This is a genomic window from Streptomyces sp. CBMA152 (assembly GCF_014596475.1).
GTDB lineage: Bacteria > Actinomycetota > Actinomycetes > Streptomycetales > Streptomycetaceae > Streptomyces.
Genome location: NZ_MECJ01000029.1, coordinates 242602 through 260407 on the forward strand (window position 1 = coordinate 242602; position 17806 = coordinate 260407).

Below are 17806 nucleotides of genomic sequence, written 5' to 3' on the forward strand. Positions count from 1 at the left end.
GGGTTTTCGCGTACGCGAGAGGGTCAGGCGGAGGGCGGCCCGTCGGTGTCGGCGGGTCCCCGGCTGTCCTTGGTCTCCTCCAGCAGGGAGAGGGCGAACTGCAGCAGCTCGGCGGAGAGGCCGTCGTCGTCGAGGCCGCGCCCCGCGATGCCGCTGATCTCGCCCGTACGCCGCTTGGCGAGGAACTGGAGCCCCGACACGACGTCGTCGACGACCTCGGACTCCTCCTTGAAGAACCGCCAGTCGACGCCGAAGCCGAGCCCGAGCGCCTTGAGGATGTCCTCGGAGGGGTGGGTGACCTTGCCCGCGAGGATGTTGGAGAAGTAGCTGTGCGAGAGCGAGCCGCCGCGCTCCTTCACCAGGTCGGAGAAGGTCCGCCCCGACACCTTCTCCCCAGGGAAGGTCTTCTCCACCATGTACTCGACCTTCTGCTGCAAGGTCGTCAGCTCGGGCGCGTGAGGCATGTCGGGCGTCTGCGACATGCGCTCTTCGGCGAGCTCGTCTCCGTCGTCCATCGGGTCCCCACCCTGTCTGGTCAGAACTGGGCTTGCACAAACACTCTACGTCACTGTTAACTCGAAAAAACACGGGCAGGGGGCCACGAGGGGAGTCCCTTGCCCGTGTGAAGGCCCCGCCATGCCCGAAACCGGGTTTCAGGGTGCTGTCGCTGTGCCCGGACATAGGCGTAGCCCTTCGCGACGGGGGATGCACGAAGGGCTACCCGTACATTATGACACCGAGTCAGCCCCGCCGGACAGGCGGGCCACCGATCGCGTGTGCGTACGTAGGTTGATGGACCCGGGGATGGCCGATCACGGGTTGGGCGAGCTCGCCCGTCCACTCCCGCGCCCCTGCGTGTCAACGGGGAGAGTGGCCAGGCAAGTTGTGCCAGTTGCAGATGCGCAGATTTATTGTGAATGAGCGGCTATCCATGACTGAACGGCCTCCGTACGTATCGGACTTGACCGAGACCGTCACGGAACTCCGCACTCTTCAGGTGGGGTTAGAGGTGGCGGAGGCGGGACGTAAAATCATGGCAATGAGAGACCCCGAAACAGAGAACTGGTCCTCCCCGGCAAGGCTGGTGAGGGAGTTCCACACCACCTTCGACCTGGACGCCCGCACCACGCCCACCGAGATCCCGCCCGACCTGGCCGCCCACCGCCGCGACCTCCTGGTCGAGGAGGCCGCCGAAGCGGCCGAGGTCTCGGTCGACGGCCCCCTGCCCCACCTGGCCCACGAACTCGCGGACGTCGTCTACGTGGCGTACGGCACCGCCCTGGTCCACGGCATCGACCTCGACGAGGTCATCGCGGAGATCCACCGCGCCAACATGACCAAACTGGGCCCGGACGGCCGCCCGTTGCTCCGCGCGGACGGCAAGGTCCTGAAGGGCCCGAACTACCGGGCACCGGATGTGTCGGAAGTGCTGCGGGGGCAGGGGTGGGAGGGGACGCCGTAACCCCTGCGCGGCGCGCGCGGCCAGGAGCCGGAGGCCCAGCCTCCCTCCTGGCCCAGCGCGCCGCGCACCGCTGCTCCCGGATGGGATCAGCCCTGCACATGCGGGGACCACTTGTGGTCCGGCGACGGCGGCTCCACCCAGAGGGGATCACCCCCGCACGCGCGAGGACCACCAACGGTGTGGTCGGCCGGTTCGGTGGAGACGAGGGACCACCCCCGCACGCGCGGGGACCACCCGACCGGGCAGAAGGATGGCATCTCCACCGGGGGACCACCCCCGCATGCGCGGGGACCACGACAGCGACACCGGGCCGCGCGTCCTCGGATCGGGACCACCCCCGCACGCGCGGGGACCACTGGGGCACCGGCATCGAGCAGCAGGCGCTGGGGGACTACCCCCGCACGCGCGGGGGCCACCACGGGGGTGTTCAGGACGCGGGCGCACACCAGGGACCACCCCCGCATGCGCGGGGACCACGCGACCTCGGCCAGCCCCGGGATGAGGCGGTCAGGACCACCCCCGCACACGCGGGGACCACGGCAGCCGCGCGAGGGTCGGGCAGACCTTCCTGGGACCACCCCCGCACGCGCGGGGACCACGCGGTTTTCCTGTTCGATCACTCGTACGAGTGGGGACCACCCCCGCATGCGCGGGGACCACCCGGTGCCTGCGGTCCAGTTGGACACGAGGTAGGGACCACCCCCGCACGCGCGGGGACCACTCGGCACGAGGAGCGCGTCGCCCTGCTTGGCGGGGACCACCCCCGCACGCGCGGGGACCACGCGGCCGTCACGTCCGTGCTGTACGCGTCACCGGGACCACCCCCGCACGCGCGGGGACCACGACTTCTCGGGCTGGCACGCGAGCAGCGACGAGGGACCACCCCCGCACGCGCGGGGACCACAAGAGCAGGCCCGGGGCGGCCACGAAGAACTCGGGACCACCCCCGCACGCGCGGGGACCACCCGTACTCGATGGCCTGGCGGAGCAGCGCCTGGGGACCACCCCCGCACGCGCGGGGACCACCCAGGGCCTGGGCCACGAGGTAGTGGTGTCGGCGGGACCACCCCCGCACGCGCGGGGACCACCTGGAGCCGGTGGTGGTGGCCAGGGTGGAGGCGGGACCACCCCCGCACGCGCGGGGACCACATCCCGCGGATCGCGAACGGTCAGCCGCGCTGGGGACCACCCCCGCACGCGCGGGGACCACGTTCGACCTCAGAATCAGAGGAGGAAGCATGTCGGGACCACCCCCGCACGCGCGGGGACCACAGCAGCCGACCTGCCGTTTCACCTCGCCCCACCCTCGTTTTTACTCACTGCAACACGCTCCGGCATCAGGACCACCCACCCCCGCGCCGCCCAACTCCCCCTACCCACCCCCGAACCGCCTCCGCTTCGCGGCCTTGCTCCAGCCCTGGCGTGGGGGGTTTGGGGGGCTTGCGGTGGGTGGAGGGGTGGGGCGGTGGATGAGCGTCAGGCCTTCGTGGTCCGTGGGGTGCCAGGCGTGGTCGTGGGTCTCGAAGGTGAAGCCCTGTTCCGTGTCTGTCTGGTAGGCGAGCAGGGCTCGGCCCTGGGCCGAGTACTGGCGTACTTCGGCCCACAGCACTTCGCGTACGCGTGTCGACGGCGAGCCGAGGAAGACGCCCGGCGAGATCTCCAGCAGCCATCGGGTGAGGAAACCCCGAAGGCCCGCCGGGCAGTTGGTGAGGACGATGACGGTCACCAGATCGGTTCGTCTCCGTAGTTGCGGCCACCGCTGACGTGTACGTCTCCGTCCGATTGGAGCGTCATGCGGTCACTGTCGGGCCCCTCCTCGGCTCCGGCTTGCCCCTCGCGGGTTCCGTCGTAGTCGAGGAGAGCCTTAATGTCGCGTACGCAACGGTCCAGCAGGCCGGTCTTGTTGATGCGGTCCCGCAGTGCCCTGCGTGTACGGGACGCCACATCCTCCACGCCTTCGGCAGCCGCGTCGAAGGCCGCCGGGATGGCGACTTCTGTCTTGTAGAGGTCGGCCACGTCCAGCACGAAGGACCGTTCGTGGCCGGAGTGGACGAAACCCAGGCCGGGCGAGCAGCCGAGTGCGGCCACGACGGCATGCGCGACCCCGTACATGCACTGCGCCGCCGCCGTGACGCCCTGGTTCGGCGCGTCACCGGCGGAGAAGTCGTCACGGTGGTACTCCCGACGCTTCCAGGGCACACCTGTCCGTGCGGACTCCCGGCGGTAGCACTCCTTCAGCCGGCGGCCCTCCATGCTCAGCAGCTGCTGACGGGTGCGGCCCGCGGTGTCCTCGCCGGGGAATCGGAGACGGTACATGGCGCGGGCCACTTCGAGGCGTGAACGGCGATCCGCCCAGGCCATGGCCTGCGCCTCGACCAGGCCGGACGAGCGGGTCAGCGCTCGTCCGCCCGCGTAGAACCGCACGCCGTGTTCGCCCACCCACACCGCCGCCGCACCGCACTCGCCGAGCACCGACATCGCCGGGTGGGTCACCCGCGTGCCGGGCCCCAGCAGCAGCGCGCCGATCGTGGCCGAGGGGATGTGGGTGACGCCGTCGGCGTCCGTTGCCGTGATGGCGTTGTCGTCGCGGTGAACGGTGCACCGTTCCAGATAGACGAAGGAGAGCCGGTCCCCGACGCGGTTGAGCTCTCGCGGGGACGACGTTCCTCGCTTGCTGACGGTCGTCATCGGCTCACCGCGCCGGGGCGATGGTCATCAGCCCGCAGCCGTACGCCTTCGCCTTGCCCAGACCGTGGGTGAGCGTGCGACGGAACGCGGCCAGGTCGGTGATCCGCAGGCGACCGTCGTACGTGACCTGGGTGAAGGTGACGTCGCGCCCTTTCCCCGAACTGCCACCAGTGCCACCGGTGCCGCCGACGGCCGCTGCGCCGAGCGCGCCCGCGCTTCGCTTGCCGAACTGCACCGGCGTACGGTCGTAAACGATCACTTCGTGCTCGTCGCCCGTGGCGAGCAGGCGTCGGTCGGCAGGCTTCTGCACCACCTCGAATCCGCCGCGCTCCTGCCGCTGCAGCAGCCACCCGAGTTGATGCCGTCGCGTCACGTGCGCGGCCAGCTTATTGCGGGCGCCCGGTGCGTCGCCCGGCTTGCGGATGCTGTGGACGGGGTTGGCGGTGAGGCGGAAGTTCCAGGTGTCGCCCACTGCGAGGGCCCCCAGGAACTCTCCGTACGAGAACGTCGTCCAGCCCTGTTCAGGCAGGGTCGGCCAGCCTGCCTGCTCGACGAGATGGGTCAGGTCCGGCCGCCGGGGGCTCACGATGAACAGGTCCGTGCGGCCGGTCCCCGTGTGGTGGTCGACGCGCCACAGGACGCGGGGGCCCTCGCCGTCCCTGGTGGGGAGTTCGGGGAACGCCATGTTCACGGCGCCGTGCACATGGTGCGGCGAGCCGAAGAGGCGACGGGCTCCGGTGCGGGCGGTGTTGACGCGGAAGCGGGTGAGGTACATCAGGGGTTCCTCGGGAAACGGTCTGCGGAGGTGGTGGCGGTGCGCGTGCCCCTGTCGACGACGGAGTCGCCAGTGGAGTCGGCGACGGGGAGGCCCGCCGTCGGATCGTGGTCGGGGCGTCCTGGGGCCGCCCCGTCGCGCGGCGGGGCGTCGGTCGTCTCGGTGAGGATGCCCCGGAGTGCGTACTGCCGGTGCCGTGGGTCGAAGCTGACCGGCCCGTCCCGCCACGACAGATGCGGCGTCTCGTGCGGTGGACAGTCCAGGAGCAGGTCTAGGGTCTCCGGCCCTAGCACCGCGGTGCCGGAGGCACCCACGGCACCGCTCGACGCCCCTCGGGCCGTCTGTCTGATGTACCAGCGGGAGGCCTGCCATGCGACCGTGCGCAGTGCCTGCTCCAGAGAGGTCTCCTCCAGCGGATCCCCCATGAGGACGGGGCGCGATGGCGGGCAGGAGCGCCGCCCGAGGTAGGGGAGGAAGCGGGGTGCCTGCATGGCGCGGTGCAGGCTGTGGATCAGTTCGTGGTCGCCCTCGACCCCGGCGACGAACACCGCGTCCGCGAGGTAGTACCGCTGCGACAGCGGCATGGCCTTCCCGGAGTCACCGTGGTGCGCCGTGTGGAAGTCCCGTATCCGCGAGCCGGGTTGGTCGATCCGCACCCCGAACCGCAGTGCCGCCAGATCGGAGAGGTCGGCGTCCCTGGGGCGGCCTTGGGCAGCCGCCAGCAGGCCGAGAACACCGCTCTTCGTGGGCGCGGTCTCGGTGCTGCGGCGGGCGAAGCGCGCGGCGGAGCCCCAGGACTGCATCGGTCCCGCGAGGCGCAGCAGCAACACCGTCATGCGCCGGCTCCCAGACGTTGCGCCACCGCATCCCCGACCTCCCGGAGCAGTGTCTCCAGGGACGCCTCGGTCCCGAGCGGTGCCAGTGCCTTGGTCTCCGTGCCCACCCGGAGGACCCAGCTCTGCCCCTTGCCCACCAGCCCGTACTGCTTCTCCAACTCCGGTACGAATTCGGCGAGACGCTCGCAACTCTCTCTGAGGAAGCCGCCCGTCTCGGTCTTGGGCACGGGCTCTTCGAATGCGCCGACGAAGCTGACCGGCCAGCGGTCACGGATCTTGACGATCACGGCGGAGGGCAGGGTGTGGTTGCCGAAGGTGTTGATCTTCCCGGTGGGCAGTGAGGTGATGAACGCCTCCAGGAAGGCGACCACTGCCCGTTCCACCGGTGTGCTCGGCCGTTCGTCCGGGCGCAGTCCCAGACCGAGGTTCCTCTCCAATTCGTCGACGTCGACAGCGGCATAGCGGTAGAGCGTCGCCGAGTTGAAGTCGATGGTGCCGATCATCCCGGCGCCCGACTCGTCGTCCAGATTTCGATCATCTACAGCCGTGTAGTAATCGGACTCAATGTCTGATTTATGCACGCTGATGGCGTGCGCCACCTGTGTCGCGGCCTCCACGTTCAGGTCGGCGGAGTCCGCGACCATCCGGCCGAACAGCGCGATGTCCACCGAATGCCGGGTGTCGACCGCCTTTCGCGCCCTGGCCTTGTTCTCCTTGAGGTGCTGCTGAAGAGCCTTCAGCTCACCGTCGGCGGCACCTTCCACCGCCAGCTCGGCGAGCGCGTCCAGCTGCCTGCTGCTCAGGAACATCAGATACGAGGACTCGGGTGCGGCTGTTTCGCCCTTCTCCCCGGCCTTCGTCTCCTTCCGCTTCGGCACCTCGATCTTGGATCCGGTGGCGATGCGCAGAGTCTCGGCGGCGAGCTCGATAGCCACCGGTTCGAGTGCGGCGTCACGGGCCGTGATCCGCTCGGCCAGGGCTTCGGCCACCTTCTTCGTGCGCACCCCGAGTTCTTCGGGGGAGAGCAGGTCGGTGAAGGCGGTACGGGTGGCGCGCTTCCAGGCCTGACTGGACACCCTGGCCCTTCGTACACCGCCGAAATAGGCCGACTTGGGTGTGCCTGTGTCGTCCCGGTTCATGTTGCTCGGGGGAACGGTCTGGAGGATGTGGATGTCGAGAATGGTTCGGGGCATCAGAGGTCTTCCGATCGTGTGGTCTCGTCGCTCTGCGCTGGGGAAGTGGTGGTCGTCAGCCACCGACGTCAGTCACCCATGTCGTCATCGGGGTCCCCGTGGTCTTCGGCGGGCGGGGTCCGGCCCGTATCGCCGTCATCGGTGCGGAGCGGCCCGGCATACGAGGCGTGCAGGCTCCGCCCCCAGTCGCCGCGGACACGGTCCCGACGTGCTTCGTACTGCCAGTCCTCGATCTGCTTGACGAGCAGGCCGTAGTCCAAGGGGATCCGGGCGCCTCGGAGGAGGATCACCATCTCGCGCAGGCGCGCGCCCAGGACCTCGATGTCGTCGGCGGCGCCGATCCGCACGAACCGCTTGCGGACGGTCTCGCTCATCTCTTCCGTCTGCTGGGATCCGCTGCCCGCGGACTCGCCGGATCCCGTCTTCGCCAGGGCCAACCGCCGCACGGATCGTCCGAGGGGCCAGCCCTTCAGGTGCATCGCGTCCTCGCGGAGGGACTGCTGGTGCAGGGCCCAGAGGGTGACCGCGAGGTGCACCGCCTGATCCTCGTGCGCCTCGTACTGCTCGTGTGCCGCGCGTGAGCGGGACGAGAAGTACTGGGCCGGAGCCCCCCGGCCCTCCTGGCGCACCAGCTCCGCCTGCTGGTCCTTCTCACGCAGCTCCGCCAGGACTCGGAGGTGGTCGAGTCCCCAGGCGCCCGGAGAGGAGTGCGCGCTCCGGCTGGCCTCGCGGCGCAGCCGAGCGACCGCGGCGACTGCGGCAGGAACGTCCTGGCGGTATCCGCCTTGCAGGCGGGAGATCGTGCGGAGCGTGACGCGGACCGACCGGGGCAGCCGCTGGGCTTCGCTGTCAGTGTCCTCGGGCACTTCGCCGCCCGTGGTCTGCGGGTTCGTTGTCATTCCGCCTTCCTCAAAGGCTTGTCGGGGCCGGAAGCAGAGGTGGATTCCTGCGGGGCAGCGGCCCCCGCACGCCCGCTTTCGTCGCCCGGGTGGGGGGAGCCGGCCGGCACGTCCGGCTTGCCGAGGACCTGGTTCAGTCGGCCGAGGAACCACAGTTCGGCCCGACCGGCGTCCACCAGCCGGATGCCGAGGCCCGGTACGTCCGCCATGCGTCCCTCATGGGCCGTCGGCGAGGCGGAGACCACGAGTTGCCGGCCGAGCCGCCGGACATGACGGCGCACCGTGGCCCGCCATTCCTGTGCGGCGGCCACCGGATCGGGATGCGACGCCAGCGCCCTGAGCCAGGCCCGGTACGGGCCGTCCAGCGTGCCGAAGCCGAGATCGCGGGCGGTCGTGACATGCGAATCCGGCTCTGCCCCGATCGCGCGGGCCAGATTCCCCGCGAGCTGACCGAGCGCCGCCACCGCCAAGTCGGCTTCGGTGACGGCGCTTTCCGCCGCCCCTCCGTACACCGGATTTTCTTCGTGGAGCGCGACCACGGGGAGCACTACCGAGTCGTCCACGATCTCGTCCACCACGGACTGCTGGGTGCCGTACCTCGCGCCGACCAGCCGCAGCCGGATCAGGCTCCCCACGTCGATGTGGCTTTCGGTGATCACCTTGGAGAACCACTTGGTGATGCCTGAGCGCAGCAGCTTCGGGGGCTCCCCTCCCTTGCCGTCCTCACCGGGCTGTCCCCGTGCGGGTAGCAGAGCGGCGAGTCCGCGCCACGCCTGACGGTCCGGGTTGTGTCGTTGCGCGGTGTAGACGGGCTGCCGCCCCTGCTTCTTCTCCTGCGCATCGCTGCGCTGCCAGCCCGACATCGGCTCCGGCGGCCCCGGGAACGTGGATACGAGCGGATCGCCGTATCCGAGCACCACTCCCGTCACCGCGCCGCCCTCCGCGTGCAGCCGGACCCGCCGGGACTGCCAGGTGTAGAGGTCGCGCAGGCCGAGGGGGTGCGGGCCGCCACTCTTCTCCTCGCGGGGAGAAGCGCTCAGGGGGTCGGGCTGTCGCCACACCGGCTGGTCCCGGCGTTCGGCGCCGCCTGCGTCCGCGCCCGGGCGTACCTCTTCGAGCGCGATGAGGTTCAGCAGCAGCGTCTCGCGCAGGGTGGGTCCTTCCGCGAACAGCACGCCCAGGTTCCCGAGCGACCCCACGCCCAGGGGATAGACCTTGCCCGCCTTGGCGCGCTCCTTGTCGCCGACCAGCGCGGACTTGATCCCCGAGGTGTCGTACGCGTGGGTGTGCACCAGCCAGCGCGCGGCCTCCCCGTACGACAGGCGGTCCACGCCGGGCCGTCGCATGGCGAACAGCTGCTCGCCATTGGGCACGTCCGCCACGATCCGGCTGAGCGGCGCCACTTCGTCCTTCGCCGTACGCAGCCGCGCCACCTGGTAGAAGGGCCGCTCGGGGTGGAACAGGTCGAAGCGCTCACGGTGCTCTTCCAGATAGGCGGGGACCGGGGCGAAGGGGGCGTCCGACTCCCACAGCCCCTCCCAGTCCTCGATCTCGGCGGGGCCGTCGAGCGCGTCGTAGAGGATGGCGAGGAGCAGCCGCAGCAGAGCGGGTTCCTGGGTGGGCACGTCTCCGACCAGTCGGCGCAGCGATCCGGCCCGCGCGAACAGATCGAGCAGCGAGACGTCCTCCACTGTCCCGTCGAGCGTCTGAACGGGCAGCCACGGCATGCGGACGAGGTCGTACGTGACGGGGGTGGGAGCCGTGTCCCCCCCTGGGGCGCTGGTGCCGGTCATGGTGCCGCCTCGGGCCGACGGGGCCGAAGCGGGGACGAGCCGGTCAGTAATCGCGTCCGTAACCGTGGCCGTGGCCGTGGCCGTGATCGTGCACGGCGCCGCACCGGCCGCCGGCGATACATCACTCTGTTCACCAGGTCCCTTCCCTTCGTCGCTCTTGTCCTCGCCGTGACTGCGGTCGCTTTCTGCGGGCGTGTCGGGGGACACCATCCGCAGTCCTTCGGCGCGGCTGTACCTGAGATCGAAGCCTGACAGACGGGTCTGACAATGCTCGTCGAGGACGAGTAGCAACTCGCCTGCCAGCCAAGGGCATTCCTTGGCCTGCCAGGCCGGAATCACGAAGCGCTCCAGCTCGGCGATGGTGCGGGCGATCGTCCACGGTCTGCTGAACCGGCCGGGGAGAGTGAGCGCGCTCGCGGCAACGGCCTCCGCGGCTCGGCGGGTTGGAGCGAAGTCCTCGGGCAGCTCCAGCTTGCCCCTGCGCTCTGCCGGGGGTTTCCCGCCTCTCTCGTCGAGCCACGGCACCGTCGTCAGTCGGCCATCGGCACGCCTCTGTATGACGAGTACCTCCAGAGTCACCTCGCCGTCCCGAACCTGGGCGCGACCGGTGCGGCTGTCGTCCGCGTCCCCGACGGAGGCCTCCAGCCAGCCGTACACCGGCCGCCCGGGCCTGCGGACGGGACCGAGCAGGAAGCCCTCCGCCTTGTGCTGCTTGTCCGCGAGCAGGGCCCGGTGCTTCTTGTGCGCTTCGGCGAGCGCGTCCTGCCAGCTGTCCGGACCGCAGGGCTCCTCGTCGTAGGCGCGTTGCACCAAGGGGCTGATGTGGCCGGGCAGTGCGACAGGTTCACCGTTCAGATGGGGGTCTAGGGCGGCGAGGGCGCGCAGCAGGGTGTAGTCACCGTCGTACACGGCCGTCGACCCGGCCACCGGTTTCGGCGGTGTGCTCTGCCAGTCCACACCGGTCACCAGACAGCGTGCCCGGGCCAGCCGGGCCGGCCGTGAACGGGAGTGCCGATGCAACCGGCCCATTCGTTGGAGTACGAGGTCCAGCGGCGCGAGATCGGTGACGAGGAGATCGAAGTCGATGTCCAGCGACTGCTCGACCACTTGGCTGGCGACAACCACGTGCCGTTCGGGCCTGCGCGTGCCGTCCGGACCGAACCGCGCGGCGAGGTCGGCGTCGTTCTCCGCCCGGTCGGCCGCCAGGAACCGCGAGTGCGCGACGGTCACCATCTCGTCGCCGAAGCGGGCCCGCAACGCGTCGGCTGCCTCCAGCACGCGGTTCACGGTGTTGCGCACCACGAGTGCGCAGCCTCCGTCCGCCAGCGCCTCCTCGATGCGGTCGGCCAGCGCCGCGAGATCGTCGTCCATGCGCTCGACCAGCACTTCTGCACCGCGTTCCGAAGCCGCTGCGGGCCGAGCGGTCAGTACGGGGTGTCCTGGGGCGACGGCTGTGATCAAGGGGTACGCGTCGCTCCCGGCTTCCACCGCCGCTCCCGAGCCGACCGCGTAGGCGTCGGCCAGTGCGCGCCGCCGAGCCGCCGGCAGGGTCGCGGAGAGGAGCACAACGGGAACGCGGTACGCCGCAAGCCACTCCAGGACTCGGTCGAGGTAGCGGTTCATGTACGCGTCGTAGGCGTGCACTTCGTCGATGACCACGACCTTGCCCGCGACGGCGAGGTGGCGCAGTGCCAGATGTCGGCTCTTGAGTCCCGCGAACAGGATCTGGTCGATGGTCCCGACCGCGAAGGAGGCCAGGAGCTGCTTCTTGCGTCCGCGCAGCCACTGGTGGGCGTGGAGCTCGGCGGCGCGTACGGGAGTGGCGCGCTCGCTGTGGCCCGTCCGGCCATCGTGCTCGTCGTGGTCGCCGTACAGGTCGTTCCCGTCATGGTTCCCCTGACCGGAACCGTCGAGGTCCACCGCGGCGAGCGAACGGGTGCCCGCTTTCAGCATGCCCGCCCATGACTCGGTCAGGGCAGCCTTTGCATGCGCAAGGGCGACTGAGTGGCCTGCGCAGCCGTCCTGCGGAAGATTGTCCAGCCAGGACAGCAGCCGGAGGAACATCGCATCGCTGGTGGCGCGCGTCGGCAGCGCCAGGAGCAGTCCGCCGGCACCCGAGCGTGCGGCGAGGACCTCGGCGGCCGCGAGCGCGGCCTCGGTCTTGCCCTCCCCCATGGGGGCCTCGATCATGAGCAGCCCGGGATCGGGTATCTCGCGAGCCATCCGTACCGCCTCGGCCTGGACCGGACGTATCGCCGCACCCGACAGCCCGGGGAAGCGATCGCTGAACAACTCGCTTGCGGACATGGCGGGTTCATCGGGTGCCCAGGGTGCGGGGAGGTCCAGCCCGAGCCAAGCGGCCTGAAGTCGACGGCGTTCGCCTGTCGGCCCGACGGGCTGCCAGGTCTCGGGGTCGTACGGGAACATCTCCGGCGCACTGGCGATCCAGTCGGACACGATCACGACGGCTGTCAGGACCACCTGAACGGGTTGCGGGAGCCGGACTCCCCGCCACTCCGGAAGCCGATCTTCGATATCGGCCAACTCCATGCAGACGTCGAGGAGTTCACGCTGAGCCTGTCGCCACGTCGACTCGCTCGGCCCCGAGTGTCCCAGCAGATGCGGCCGGAGCTGAAGGTCGTGGATCTGCTGGGACTCGGGGGGCGAGCCATGGTGACCACCCGCAACAACCGCGAACTGCCCGGCTGTACGGGCGCTGAACCCGAAACGCTCGACCAGCCAGTCCTGGATCAGCACCTGTCCCGCGAGGCCGTGCGGAGCCAGCCGCCGGTCCTGTCCGAACTGCGTCTGACCAGGCATGTGCAATCCGTGATCCCGCATACGGTCGGCCAGTTCCTCGACTTGGCAGCTGAAGGCCGCCGTGCACTTCCCGGTGTCGTGGGAAGCGGCGAGAAACCGTACGAGCCGACGCGCGTCGTCCTGTCCTCCGGGTAGCGCGTCGGCCACCAACTGGCGTACGGAGCACGGCAGCCAGCTGTCCCACAGGGCCCCGGCCACGGCCCCGCTGTCTGCCATATGGCGCCACAGCGGAAGCCATTCGCCCGTCTTGCGATCATGCTTGGCCCAGGCCGAACGGGCAGGTGGCGAGAGTCTGGCGAAGGGCAACTGGCCGCCGCCGTCGGATCCGGTCATGGGCGTATCGAACATGTGCGGGGTCTCCTTGCAGAGGCGATCCGCCGAAAGAGCCTGCTGATGTTCGTCGCGGTGGTAGAGGGCCGCCGGCCGCAACGCCGACGGCCACCCATCGCCCGCAGGCGCTCCGGCCTCGCGTCAGCCTTCGTCACCGAGGAACCGGGGCCTGCGGGCCAGGACCACGATGACGATGATCGTGACTCCCCATGCCCACGGGGCATATGGGGTCGGAGTGGTGGGGCAGGCCCCGAGTACGGCTATGAGGAGGCCGATGGGCCACGGAGGCTTGGAGGGGAAGCGGTCGGGGGGCCCGGGCTGTAAGACCATGGTTAAAATCACCTCGTCTTGAGTAGCGCCTAGTTACCTGGACAAGGCCGGGCTCGGCTTCTCTTGCGGGGAACGGGCTCGGCCGTTTTGCTGCTGCCGCTCCAGCGTGGAGCGGTGCGGTACAGGACCGTACCGGCGGTGAGGTCCGCTTGTACGGCACTTACGTAGATCCGGTTGAGGCCGGTTTCTGGTGGATCATTTGAGGCCCCTTCCTACTTTGGAGACTGGGCGGGGAAGAACCCTGATCAGCACCCCACCGAGAGCTACGTCCCGGCGAGCAGCCCCCCGGCTCGCTGGGACAGTTCTCGGGCTGCGGGGACGTTCTCGTAGCGGCTCAGGCGTACGCGCATGTCCTCGGCCGCGTCGCGGACCCGGATGGATCGGACGCCCTCCGCGCAGTCCAGGAACTCGGTCCAGACCGCCAAGGCCCCATCGAGGTCACCCTGTTGGAGGTGGATGCCGCCGAGGTCGCCGAGGACGCTGGCGCGGGTGCGGCGGCGGTCGAGGCCGTGGATCTCCAGGGCCTGGTGGAGCTGCTCGCGGGCGCCGGTGAGGTCACCCATCTTGGCGAGGATCGTGCCGGACGCGTATGCCCAGCGGCCGATGGTGAAGTGCGAGGCCCAGGAGTCCCCGGGCGGTGCCGTCGCGGTGCGCTCGATCTGGGTCTGCGATGCGGAGAGCGCGCTCGTGGCGAGGCGGGGGTTTCCGTCGAGCGCGGCCGCCTCGGCCAGGGTCGACTGGTAGTACGCCACAGCACGCGAATCGTCGAGGTGCCGGGCGTGCTCCATGGACTTCTCGGCCAGGGCGAAGGCCTCGGCGCGGTGGCGCGGACCGAGGGCGATGGCCTGGACGGTCATCCCGCGCAGCGCGGTCGCGGCGAGTTCCTGCTCGCCCGCCTCCGCCGCGAGCCGGTAGGCGTGGGCGTAGTAGTGCCGGGCAAGGGACTCGTGTTGTTTGTCGTCGGCCTCGTCCTGGGCCATCCAGCCGATGACATGGGCCAGTTGGGACGTGGCCCCGTACAGCTTCCGTCCGGTGGATTCGGTGTAGCGGCCTTCCAGCCACGGGCCCGCGTTCTCCGTCAGGTACTGGACGGCCAGCTTCTTCACATGCCCGCCGCCGTATTCGGCCGCGCCGTCGCCCAGAGTCCTGACCATCTGCAGGATGGCCGAGACCTCGCCCTCGCCGACCCGTACGGCCGAGGGGGAGGCGTTGCGGACCCGACGCGTGATGGCTTCGGCATCCGGTACGCCGAGGAGGGCGAGGGCGGCACCGCTGGAGGCGGTGAGGAAACTCCTACGGTCCACGTCACTCCTTCCAAGGGCGAGAACAGATGCCACGGTATCCAGCGCGGGTGGTGACGGCTCGGTCATATCGCTGACCTGGGCCGCTTCCAGGTCTAAGACCTGGAGGACGTACGGGAGCCAGTAGTCCGGGTTGCGTTCGCCGCTGAGCAGCTTGCGGGCGTACTGGCGGGTCATCCCCTCCGGGCCCCGGCCGGCGGCGACGCCGAGTTCCCGCGCGAGCTTCGACGGGCCCCAGCCTCGCGCGTCGCAGGCCTGCCGGATGAGGTCGGCGATCTGTTTCCTGTCATCGTCCATGGTCGCCCGGTCCCTCCGACTCGTGGGTTACGCGGGACTACGCGGGGTTACATCTTGGGTCCTGTTTCCCTTGCGGGGAAAGGCAGTTGACTCGACTTCGCCATCCCTTGGGACGCGGTCCCCCGTCCCGTACACGCGACTCTTCCACCTGCCTGGAGGCACCGTGCGCGCTGCTCGCTCACCACTCGCCCCGCTCGAAGGCCGCACCGTCCTCGTCACCGGCGGCGCCGGACTCATCGGCTCCCGTATCGTCGCGAGGCTGCGGGAACTCGGGGCCCGGCCACTCGTCCTGTGCGCCTTGGACGCCTACCCGCCGTACGTCTACCGGGACCTGTTCGGCATCGACACGGCCGACCCGGACGTGATCGCCGGAGACGTACGCGACGAGGGTCTGATGGCGCGCACGCTGCCGGACTGCGACTACGTCGTCCACGCCGCCGCCCTGGCCGACGTCGCGGCCTGCACCCGCAAGCCCCGTGCGGCGATCGACACCAACATCACGGGTACGCAAGTCCTGTTGGACGCTGTCGCGGCCACCGATCGCGTGCGCCGCTTCGTGTACGTCTCCTCGGCGAGCGTCTACGGCGACGGCAGTCCGGAGGAGACGCAGAGCCCGGAGCTGCTGACCGTGCGGCAGCTGCTGGAGTCCGTGTACGGGAGGATCGCGCCGCAGTTCCACGAGCGGACCAGCACGGTGCGACCGGTCTCGGTGTACGCGAACACCAAGGCGTGGGGCGAGCGGCAGACCGCGCTCACTCTCGGGGCGGTGGGCACGTCGTACACCGTCGTGCGGTACTTCTCCGTCTACGGCGAGCCCCAGACGATCAAGCAGGGCTCGCACTCGTGGGTGGTGGCCTGGTTCGCCGCACGCGCCGCGCTCGGACGGCCGCTGCATCTGCACGGCGGCGGGCACCAGGTCCGCGACCTCATTCACGTGGACGATGTCGTCGAGGCGACCCTGCGGGCGATGGTCTCGCCGCAGACCCATACCGAGATCGTCAACGTCGGGACCGGGAAGGCGACCACGGTGCGCCGGGTCGCCGAGCTGGTGCGCGAGCACTATCCGAACGCAGAGTTCCTGGAGACACCGATGCCGCCGGGCGATCCGCTCGGCGGGTACGCGTCCACGTGCCGCATGCGGACGATGCTCGGCTGGACGCCTGCCGTGTCCCTGCCCGACGGGGTGGCCCGCTACGTGGCGTGGCTGCGGAAGAACCCGGCGGCGGTGCCGGACTGGATGCGGGCGGAGGGGGCGCGGACTGTGGGTTAGGCGACTGGTAGGCGGCCCTTGGACTGGACGGCCAATGGGCGGGTCGTGGGTCAGATGACCGGCGGACGGCCCAGGCGGGTCATGCGCCATACGGTCGCCCAGCGCATCGGCCGCCGCGTCCCGCACGGCCGCAGCACGCCCTCGGCGAATCCGCCGAACCACGCCCGCAGGCCCGACAGCGAACGGGTGCGGGCCAGCGTGAGCAGCGTCCACACACCCAGGTAGACCGGCATGAGGAGGGCGGGCAGATGCCGCTTGGCGAGCCGGACCCGGTTGCGGGCGGTCAGCCGGTAGTAGAACGCGTGCCTCGCCGGGCTGGTCCTGGGGTGCTGGAGCAGCAGCGCGGGCTCGTACAACACGGTCCAGTCCGCGTCGAGCGCGCGCCAGGCGAGGTCGGTCTCCTCGTGGGTGAAGAAGAACTCCTCGGGCCATCCGCCGATCTCGTCCAGCATCCGCATCGACAGGCCGTGCCCGCCGCCGAGGAACGTCGTCACCGGACCGCGCCGCATAGGGTCCTTCGCCCGCAGTCTCGGTACGTGCCGCCGCTGAGTCTGCCCTGTCTCGTCCGCGATCCGGAACGACACGATGCCCAGCTTCGGGTCCGTCTCGTAGAGGTCCGCGATGCGCCGGAAGACGTCTGTGTCGATCAGCAGCCCGTCGTCGTCCAGGTCCACCAGTACGTCGACGTCGCCGTACTCACGCAATTTGGCCAGGGCGACGTTGCGGCCTCCCGAGACTCCCCGGTTCTCGGCCAGCTCCACCCCGGTCACTCCGGCCGGGAGTTCGGGCAGGGATCCGGTGCCGTTGCCGACCACGACGACGCGCACTGCGGGCTCATCCTGCCGGGCCACCGAATCCAGCAACGCCCGCAGTTCGGCGGGCCGGCTGCCCATGGTCAGTACAGCCACACCGACACGCGGTCGTGTCACAGCCAACCACTCCGTCCAGATCCTCGAAGGAGGCCCGACCGTGCTCTCCGTCTGCCTCGGCGACTACGTCAGAAGTGTCACGCAAGGCCCACAAGCCAACACCCCGTACGGCGATCTCGCCGGATACGAACTGGCTCACTTCCTCGCCAGATGGCCGGAGTTGCACACTACCGCGCTCGCCATCCTGGGGGACGAGAGTCGCGTCCACCCCACCGCCGAGATCCACCGGACCGCCGTCATCGGCGAGGACGTGATCATCGGACCTCACGTGAAGGTCCACGAGTTCACGACCGTCCGCAGTGGCTCGTTCCTTGCCGCCGGGGTCTCGGTCGGCTTCAATTGCGAAGTCACGCATGCGTACGTGGGTGAGGGCACCGTCCTCGGGCACCGCATCGGCATCAACCGTGCGGTCGTCGGCGCCGGAGTCCATTTGTCCTCGTCGGTCACGGTCGCCGCGATCAATCTGTGCGAGGACATGATGCGCCACCCCGACCGGGAAGTCGTCATGCGTGGCGAGCACGGCCTCTACCGCTGCGGCACGCCCCGCTTCGGCGCCCTCATCGGCGACGGCACCCAGACCGGCCACAACATCGCGCTCGGCCCGGGCACGGCCATCGGCCGCGCGAGCCGCATCGACAGCGGCGTCACCCTCACCGCGCGCATCGTCCCCGCCCACAGTGTCATCAGCGCCCCGCACATCGCGGAGACGCGGGTCCGACGGCGGCGTTGTTCGTGAGGCGGGGTCGGGGTCGGGTAGAAACTACCCCCGCATGCGCGGGGACCATGTGAGTGACCACGTCAGCACCGCCCCTTCCTAGGGACCACCCCCGCACGCGCAGGGACCACAGTCCTCAACCTGGCACGTTAGCCCAGTCGAGGCCGG

The 17806-nt window shown here is 70.0% G+C and carries 13 protein-coding genes and 1 CRISPR repeat array; of the genes, 3 read left to right on the forward strand and 10 right to left on the reverse strand.

Annotation, left to right across the window (positions count from 1 at the left end; genetic code table 11):
* Positions 1–23 precede the first annotated feature (23 nt).
* Complete coding sequence (locus BG418_RS28140) at positions 24–515, reverse strand: hypothetical protein (RefSeq protein WP_188276805.1); 492 nt, start codon at positions 513–515, stop codon at positions 24–26.
* 524 nt (positions 516–1039) lie between these two features.
* Here BG418_RS28140 and BG418_RS28145 point away from each other — a divergent pair.
* Complete coding sequence (locus BG418_RS28145) at positions 1040–1462, forward strand: MazG nucleotide pyrophosphohydrolase domain-containing protein (protein ID WP_188276806.1); 423 nt, start codon at positions 1040–1042, stop codon at positions 1460–1462.
* An 82-nt stretch (positions 1463–1544) separates the two neighbouring features.
* Positions 1545–2734: direct repeats of the CRISPR family, unit length 29 nt; unit sequence GGGACCACCCCCGCACGCGCGGGGACCAC.
* A gap of 100 nt (positions 2735–2834) precedes the next feature.
* Here BG418_RS28145 and cas2e read toward each other — a convergent pair.
* The 8 genes from cas2e to BG418_RS28185 form a co-directional block, all read right to left on the reverse strand.
* On the reverse strand, positions 2835–3188 hold the full coding sequence (gene cas2e, locus BG418_RS28150) for a type I-E CRISPR-associated endoribonuclease Cas2e (RefSeq protein WP_188276807.1): 354 nt from the start codon (positions 3186–3188) through the stop codon (positions 2835–2837).
* The gene (gene cas1e, locus BG418_RS28155) at positions 3185–4150 is read right to left on the reverse strand and encodes a type I-E CRISPR-associated endonuclease Cas1e (protein WP_188276808.1); all 966 of its coding nucleotides are present in this window, start codon (positions 4148–4150) and stop codon (positions 3185–3187) included. The genes cas2e and cas1e overlap by 4 nt, the downstream gene beginning before the upstream one ends.
* 4 nt (positions 4151–4154) lie before the next feature.
* Positions 4155–4925, reverse strand: a complete 771-nt coding sequence (gene cas6e, locus BG418_RS28160) for a type I-E CRISPR-associated protein Cas6/Cse3/CasE (RefSeq protein ID WP_188276809.1) — start codon at positions 4923–4925, stop codon at positions 4155–4157.
* On the reverse strand, positions 4925–5761 hold the full coding sequence (cas5e, locus tag BG418_RS28165; protein WP_188276810.1) for a type I-E CRISPR-associated protein Cas5/CasD: 837 nt from the start codon (positions 5759–5761) through the stop codon (positions 4925–4927). Before cas5e ends, cas6e begins: the two co-directional genes overlap by 1 nt.
* Positions 5758–6954, reverse strand: coding sequence for a type I-E CRISPR-associated protein Cas7/Cse4/CasC (cas7e, locus tag BG418_RS28170; RefSeq protein ID WP_188276811.1), 1197 nt, complete (start codon positions 6952–6954; stop codon positions 5758–5760). The genes cas5e and cas7e overlap by 4 nt, the downstream gene beginning before the upstream one ends.
* Positions 6955–7022: 68 nt before the next feature.
* Positions 7023–7853, reverse strand: coding sequence for a type I-E CRISPR-associated protein Cse2/CasB (gene casB, locus BG418_RS28175; RefSeq protein WP_188276812.1), 831 nt, complete (start codon positions 7851–7853; stop codon positions 7023–7025).
* Entirely contained in the window at positions 7850–12814 is a 4965-nt protein-coding gene (gene casA / locus BG418_RS28180) for a type I-E CRISPR-associated protein Cse1/CasA (protein ID WP_223185519.1), read from the reverse strand. The genes casB and casA overlap by 4 nt, the downstream gene beginning before the upstream one ends.
* A gap of 575 nt (positions 12815–13389) precedes the next feature.
* Positions 13390–14724, reverse strand: coding sequence for a tetratricopeptide repeat protein (locus BG418_RS28185; RefSeq protein ID WP_223185520.1), 1335 nt, complete (start codon positions 14722–14724; stop codon positions 13390–13392).
* Positions 14725–14887: 163 nt separating this feature from the next.
* Between BG418_RS28185 and BG418_RS28190 the strand changes: the two genes are divergently transcribed.
* Positions 14888–15994 carry an NAD-dependent epimerase/dehydratase family protein gene (locus tag BG418_RS28190; protein ID WP_317453781.1) on the forward strand — a complete coding sequence of 369 codons (1107 nt, stop codon included), beginning with the start codon at positions 14888–14890 and terminating at the stop codon, positions 15992–15994.
* Positions 15995–16044: 50 nt separating this feature from the next.
* Here the strand turns inward: BG418_RS28190 and BG418_RS28195 are convergent, their stop codons facing one another.
* Positions 16045–16923, reverse strand: a complete 879-nt coding sequence (locus BG418_RS28195) for a glycosyltransferase family 2 protein (RefSeq protein ID WP_317453782.1) — start codon at positions 16921–16923, stop codon at positions 16045–16047.
* Between the two features lie 40 nt (positions 16924–16963).
* Between BG418_RS28195 and BG418_RS28200 the strand changes: the two genes are divergently transcribed.
* A complete protein-coding gene (locus BG418_RS28200; protein ID WP_188276814.1) occupies positions 16964–17659 on the forward strand; it encodes a transferase in 696 nt (231 codons plus the stop codon).
* Positions 17660–17806: the final 147 nt, after the last annotated feature.

Excerpts from the sequence above, each read along its gene's own strand:
- BG418_RS28140 (WP_188276805.1), bottom strand. The coding sequence starts at position 515 with ATGGACGACGGAGACGAGCTCGCCGAAGAGCGCATGTCGCAGACGCCC.
- BG418_RS28145 (WP_188276806.1), top strand. The coding sequence starts at position 1,040 with ATGAGAGACCCCGAAACAGAGAACTGGTCCTCCCCGGCAAGGCTGGTG.
- cas1e (WP_188276808.1), bottom strand. The coding sequence starts at position 4,150 with ATGACGACCGTCAGCAAGCGAGGAACGTCGTCCCCGCGAGAGCTCAAC.
- cas6e (WP_188276809.1), bottom strand. The coding sequence starts at position 4,925 with ATGTACCTCACCCGCTTCCGCGTCAACACCGCCCGCACCGGAGCCCGT.
- cas5e (WP_188276810.1), bottom strand. The coding sequence starts at position 5,761 with ATGACGGTGTTGCTGCTGCGCCTCGCGGGACCGATGCAGTCCTGGGGC.
- cas7e (WP_188276811.1), bottom strand. The coding sequence starts at position 6,954 with ATGCCCCGAACCATTCTCGACATCCACATCCTCCAGACCGTTCCCCCG.
- casB (WP_188276812.1), bottom strand. The coding sequence starts at position 7,853 with ATGACAACGAACCCGCAGACCACGGGCGGCGAAGTGCCCGAGGACACT.
- casA (WP_223185519.1), bottom strand. The coding sequence starts at position 12,814 with ATGTTCGATACGCCCATGACCGGATCCGACGGCGGCGGCCAGTTGCCC.
- BG418_RS28185 (WP_223185520.1), bottom strand. The coding sequence starts at position 14,724 with ATGGACGATGACAGGAAACAGATCGCCGACCTCATCCGGCAGGCCTGC.